The sequence below is a fragment of the Kitasatospora sp. MY 5-36 genome, from assembly GCF_001182915.1.
GTDB lineage: Bacteria > Actinomycetota > Actinomycetes > Streptomycetales > Streptomycetaceae > Kitasatospora.
Genome location: NZ_LFVW01000683.1, coordinates 1 through 5,967, shown reverse-complemented (window position 1 = coordinate 5,967; position 5,967 = coordinate 1). Strand labels below are relative to the sequence as shown.

Below are 5,967 nucleotides of genomic sequence, written 5' to 3'. Positions count from 1 at the left end.
CGGCCTGCTCGGCGGTGACGGCGCGCAGTGCCTCCGAGCCCGCCTCGTCGCGCGGGCGCAGGGCGTGCCAGTGCGGGTAGGGCGGGATGAGCGGGGTGCCGGCGGCGGAGAGCTCGCCGGAGCGGCCGGGGCGCAGGTCGACGGTGCGGTCGGCCTGGCCGGTGAGGTCGGGCAGGTTGAGCGAGAAGTGCTCGCCGGAGGTGTGGCTGACCACCGGGGCGGCCGCGCCGGGCAGGGCGAGCCGGGCCACCGGGACGGTGTCCGTCCGGTGACCGGCCAGCGGCAGCTCGATGCGGTGGCCGTCGGCCGTGAAGGTGGTGACGGCCTTGCCGGGCTCCGTCCTGACCCAGTTGCCGAGCACGGTGCCGTCGGTGCCGAGCGGGGTCCGCTCCAGGCCGGGCTGGAGCGGCAGCAGCCAGGTGCTGCGCTGGACCAGTCGGCCGGCGTGGGCGGTGGCGGCGATCACCGGCGGTTCGGCGGTGCGCCCCAGGGTGCCGGTGGCCGGGTCGAGTTCGCGCAGGACGGCCTCGCCCTCGGTGGTGCGGCGCATCGTCCAGTAGCCGGTGCCGTCGCCGAGGACGGGGTGCTCGTGGGGCATCCGGGTGTCGCCGGCGTGCAGCGGGCGCTCGCCGGTGGTGCGGCCGCCGCCGGGCAGTTGGAGGGAGGGCGCCTCGGGCTCGCGGTCGCGGTAGTAGTAGCCGGCGATGGTCTCGCCCTCGAGCTCGAACCGCTCGTCCGGGCGGCTGGACCAGTACGCGAGCTGCTTGCCCTCCTCGGACCAGACGACCAGCAGTTCGCCGTCGACGAAGCGCAGCCTGGTCCGGTTGCGCTCGTGCGACGGCCGCTCGGGCAGCCGCAGGGTGTGCTCCAGCACGATGCCCTGCGGGCCGACCACGACGGCCCGGTCGAGGCGGGCGAGGATCAGGTGCGGCCAGGCGTCCTCGATGAGCAGGTCGCTCAGGCCGGCGCCGGCCAGGCTGGGGACGGGGTGCTGCGGGGCGTCGTCGGCGGGCGGGTCGGCGAGCTTGCCGAGCGCCTCCTCCAGGGCGGGCCAGCCGAGTTCGTCCAGGATTCCGGCCCGGAGGGCGTCGGTGAGCAGCGCGGTGACGTCGAGGGCGGCGATCCGCTCGGCGACGGCCGGGGCGACCGTCCGGATGGCGGTGTGGTACTGGCCGATCGACCGGACCAGGTCGGCGGCGCCGGCCAGGCCGCGGGCGGCGGTCAGCTCCTCGGCGCGCTCCTCGGCCCACTCCGCGAACAGCTCGTTCAGCAGCGGCACGGCGGGTGCCTGGCGCCGGACGGCCGTCTCCCAGGCGGGCGGGGTGGCCCGGCGCAGCAGCGGCCGGTAGCGCTCGTCGGCGCCGACGGCGGTGAGGGCGGAGCTGTCGGGGCCGCTCTGCGCCGCCCAGTCGCGCAGGTCGAAGCCGAGGCCGCCGGGCGGGTCGGCCACCGGCACGCCCGCGGCCAGCAGCAGGTCCAGCAGGTCGATCCGGGTGTGGCTGGCGCGGATGCCGGTGTGGAGGTCCACCGGGACGGCGTCGGCCTTCAGCCGCTCGACCATCCGGCCGACCAGCGCGAGGGTGGCCGGGCAGCTGGGCCGGTTGCGCCAGCCGCGGCCGTGGTGGTGGCACCAGCGCTGGAGCCAGGCGGCGGCGGGCTCGGCGCCCTCGGCGCGGGGGCCGGTGAGCAGTTCCTCGGCGCCGGTCTCGGCGAGCACCGCCAGCCAGGCGGTGTCGTGCGGGGCCGGGTCGGCGGAGGCCGGGTCGGGCAGCAGTTCCAGCAGTCGGGTGCGGACCGCCGTGTCGTCGCGGCCGAGCTCGACCAGCGCGCCGTGCCAGGACTTCCAGAACGCGGCGGGCGCCCGGTTGACCGCCGGGGAGTCCAGCAGCTCGGCGAGCAGCGCCCGTTCGTGCTCGGTGCGGTCCAGTCCGGCGGCCTTGATCAGGGCGCGGGCGTCCTCGGCGATCCCGGCGTACGGGGCCATGCCGGCCGCGGAGCGCTCGGTGCACAGCTGGCGGAAGCGCTGCCAGGCGGTCAGCGGGTCGAGCCGCTGGGCGAGCTCCTTGACGTACTGGCGCAGCGACTTGACGGTGAGCGCGCCGGCCAGGGCGAACTCCAGGAAGACGGCGCGCAGCCGCTCCTCGTCCACCGTCAGGCCGTGGGTGCGCTCGGCCTCGCGGGCCTTGCCGAACCAGGCGGCGGCGTAGGTCTGGTTGCCGTGGCCGAGGAAGATCCGGCCGACCTCCTCGCAGAAGGTGGGCAGGAAGTGCGGGACGGCGCGGCCGAGGCGGGTGGCGAGCTCGTCGAAGCCGTCCTTGGCGGCGCCGGGCTTGGAGGCGGCCTGGCGGGCGATCCGCTCCAGCTCCTTGACCAGGGCGAGCGCGTGGTGGCCGTTGGCCGGGTCGTGGACCAGTGCCCAGGCGGGGAAGCCGAGCGCCTCCTGGCGGACCTGGCCGACCTCGGCGGCCCCGGCCTCCGGCGCCAGGCCGAGGAAGTCGAGGGCGAGGTCCTCGGCCGGGCCGAGCGCGCCGGGGACGAGCCGGACGATCCGGCGGCCGTCGAGCGCGGGGTGGGTGTAGGTGCGGGCGGTGAGCACGTCGGCGGCGCTGTCGGGGCGGCCGGCGTCGGGCAGGGTGCCGGACGGGAGCACGGCCCCGGCGTCGAGCAGTTCCTCGGGCGTCGCGGCGCGGTCGGCGCCGTTGCCGCCCGGGTTGGTGGTGGTGGTCGTGGTCAGGCCGGTGGCGGTCATGCGGCTTCCTCCCCCTGGATCGTGCGGCCGGCGTACAGGGCGGCGGCCATCCGCATGCCCTCGGACCAGGCGACCGGTCCGACCTCGGTGAGCGGCAGGGCCCGGCCGTCCGGGCCGGCCCAGCTGAGCGCGCCCGTCTCGCACGCGTCGTACTCGTAGTAGTCGCCGACCCAGACCCGGGCCTCGACGGTGCGCCCGCCCTCGGTGACCGACTGGACGGCGGAGCCGCCGCGGACCCGGCAGCCGAGCCGGTTGCAGCGCCCGACCAGCTCGCGCAGCTCCCGGTAGCGGCCGCCGGCGTAGGTGGTGACCTCGGTGCCGGCCGACCCGTCGGCCGGCCGGTGCCAGACCTCGCGGTAGAGCTGCTGGACGCGCTGGGAGACGCCGAGCTCGACGGCGAACTCGCGCAGCTCGTCGAGGTCTTCGAGCAGGACGGGGTGCGGTATCAGCACCTCGCCGTCGGTGAGGCGCACGGTGTCGCCGTCCAGGTCGACCAGGCCGAGGCCGCGCTCGGCGTCGGCGCCGCGCAGGAAGCCGGCCACGGAGCCGTCCACGGCGGTGACCACGAGGTCCTTCAGGACGCCCTGCCAGGCCTCGTCCGGCCACACGGCGGTGAGCACCGCGGCGGGCACCGGCAGCGAGCGGACCATCCAGCGCTCGACGTCCTCCAGGCAGCCCCGCTCGTGCGCGGCCAGCCACTCGGCGAGCTGCTTGAGCTGGACGACCACGCGGTCGTCACCGAGCTTCGACGGCAGGGACTTGAGGTCTCGGCCCGCCGCGTTGCGGCACGCCACCCTGCCCTCCCCGTCGAGCGCCACGCGGTACCCTCCCGCGTCCGTCTCCACCCATGCCACGGCCGTACTCCTCCCACCGGGAAACACCTGTCGATCGCCTGCTGACCAGCGATGCGAGGAACGTAGCGAGGCCCACTGACAATGCGACGGGCGGGGTGAACTCCGGCCGTGACATGCAGACTTCAAACCACTCGAACGGGTGATCGAAGAGACGAAAAAGGCGGGGCGGCTGCCCCCACGCAGCCGCCCCAGATCGGATCCCCGCCCGTCCTTCCGCCCCGCCCGTCCCCCGGCTCCGGCCGCCCCCTCCGCCCCAGCGTCCCGGCGACCCCACCGCCGCCCCGTCAGCCCAGCGGCGCCCGGGGCACGATGACCGGCGCGCCGTCGCCCGGCGCCGCGAGCACATGGCTGTCGATGTCGTACAGCGCCCGCACCAGCGGGGCGTCCACCACCTCGCGCGGCGGCCCGCAGGCCACCACCGCACCGTCCCGCAGCGCGACCAGCAGGTCCGCGTACCGGGCGGCCGCCGCGAGGTCGTGCAGCACCATGACCACCGTCCGCCCGCCCGCCGCGACCCGGCGGACCAGCTCCAGCACCTCCACCGCGTGCCCGAGGTCGAGCGCGCTGGTCGGCTCGTCGAGCAGCACCACCGGGGTGTCCTGGGCGAGCACCATGGCCAGCCAGCAGCGCTGGCGCTGGCCGCCGGAGAGCCGGTCGAGCCGGCGGTCGGCCAGCTCCTCCACGCCGGTGGCGCGCAGGGCCTCGGCGGTCAGCCGCTCGTCCTCCGCCGACCACTGCCGGAAGAGTCCCTGGTGCGGATGGCGGCCGTAGCGGACGAGTCCGGCGACGGTCACCGCCTCCGGGGCCTGCGGGCTCTGCGGCAGCAGCGCGACCCGGTGGGCGGCCTGGCGCGGGCGCAGCCGCCACACGTCCTCGCCGCCGACCAGGACCCGCCCGCCGTCCGGCCGGTGCAGCCGCGCGACGGACCGCAGCAGGGTGGACTTCCCGCAGCCGTTCGGCCCGACCACCGCCACCACCCGGCCGGCCGGGACGGTGAGGTCGACGCCGCCGAGCACCGGGCGCCCCGGCCCGTAGCCGGCGCTGAGTCCCTGGATCGTCAACTCCATGGCAGCTCCCCCTCGACCGGCGCCCGCTCAGCTGCCGCCGAGCGCCTTGGCGAGGTCGCCGATGACGACGTCCGCGGCGAGCGGGCCGCCCCGGGTGGACCAGACCGAGCCGTCCACGGTGACGGCGTGGTTGTTCTTCACCGCGCCCAGCTCCTGGTAGGCGGGCTTGGACTGGACGTCCTTGAGCGCGGTCTTGCCGTCGTCGGTCAGGGTGGAGAGGAACAGCCAGTCGCCGTCGATCTCGTTGAGCTTCTCCAGGCTGAGCGCCGGGCTGTGGGCGTTGCCGTCCTTGTCCTGCGCGGCCGGGCGGGTCAGGCCCATGTCCAGGGCGACGCCACTGGCGAACTGCTTCTTCTCCATCCAGCTCGGGCCGGTGGGGTTCCAGCGGACGATGGAGACGGCGGCGCCCTTGTTCTTGCCGAGCTCGCCGCCCGCCTTGGCGGCCTTGGCCTCGTAGTCGCCGATCACCTTGTTGGCCTGGTCGAGCTTGTTGACGGCGTTGCCGATGCCCCGGAAGGCGAGCTTCCAGTCGTCGGTGGGCGCCATGGTGACCAGCGTGGCGGGGGTGATCTCGCGCAGCTGCTTGAGCACCTGCTCGTCCTGCATGTCGCCGGCCAGGATCAGGTCGGGCTTGGCGGCGATCACCTTGTCCATCACGGGCTGGAGCAGGTTCCCGACCACCGGGACGCCCTGCACCTTGTCCTTGAGGTACGCGGGCGGCTCGGCCAGCCCCTGGCCGTTGGTGATGCCGGCCGGCTTGACGCCGAGGGCGAGCACCGCGTCCAGGTCCTCCTGGGTGAGGGTGACGATCCGCTTGGGCTCGGCGGGGACCTCGACGGCCTTGCCGGTGGCGTCCTTGACGGTGCGCTTGCCGGTGTCGCCGCCCTTGCCGCCGCCCGCCGCGTCGGCCGCCGGGGAGGCGGCCGTGGACGAACCCGAGGAGGAGGAGCCGGAGGAGCCGCAGCCGGTGAGCAGGAGCGCGGCCGCCCCGGTGACGGCCAGCGCCTGGGCCGCACGGCGGCGGACGGGGCTGAGCGGGCGACGGGCGAACGGCATGGGTGCCTCCGGGCAACGGTGGTACGGGAGTTGAGCGGCGTCCGGGTCGTTCGGCGGGGCGGAGGGGCCCCGTGGGACGGACTCGACCATTAGGTTAGCCTTACCTTATGACATTGTCGCAAGCCGGCGTCACCAAGGCGCCCCCCGCCACCGCGCCGGAGCCCCGACGGCCCGGGGGCCGCCCGGAGGGGCCCGGGGGCCGCCCGGAGGGCACCCGCCCCACCTGGCCGGCCGTCACGGC

At 75.9% G+C, this 5,967-nt stretch carries 3 protein-coding genes and 1 pseudogene; all 4 read right to left on the bottom strand.

The genetic code is table 11. From position 1 onward, the window contains the following. Positions 1 to 2,749, bottom strand: a pseudogene (locus AE652_RS33550) (hypothetical protein); the annotation flags it as partial. Beyond that, positions 2,746 to 3,603 carry a DUF4132 domain-containing protein gene (locus AE652_RS33545; protein ID WP_049658519.1) on the bottom strand — a complete coding sequence of 286 codons (858 nt, stop codon included), beginning with the start codon at positions 3,601 to 3,603 and terminating at the stop codon, positions 2,746 to 2,748. The gene AE652_RS33545 and the pseudogene AE652_RS33550, both read right to left, overlap by 4 nt. A gap of 284 nt (positions 3,604 to 3,887) precedes the next feature. After that, complete coding sequence (locus AE652_RS33540) at positions 3,888 to 4,670, bottom strand: ABC transporter ATP-binding protein (RefSeq protein ID WP_049658517.1); 783 nt, start codon at positions 4,668 to 4,670, stop codon at positions 3,888 to 3,890. Positions 4,671 to 4,697: 27 nt separating this feature from the next. After that, positions 4,698 to 5,726, bottom strand: coding sequence for an ABC transporter substrate-binding protein (locus AE652_RS33535; RefSeq protein WP_049658516.1), 1,029 nt, complete (start codon positions 5,724 to 5,726; stop codon positions 4,698 to 4,700). Positions 5,727 to 5,967 lie beyond the last annotated feature (241 nt).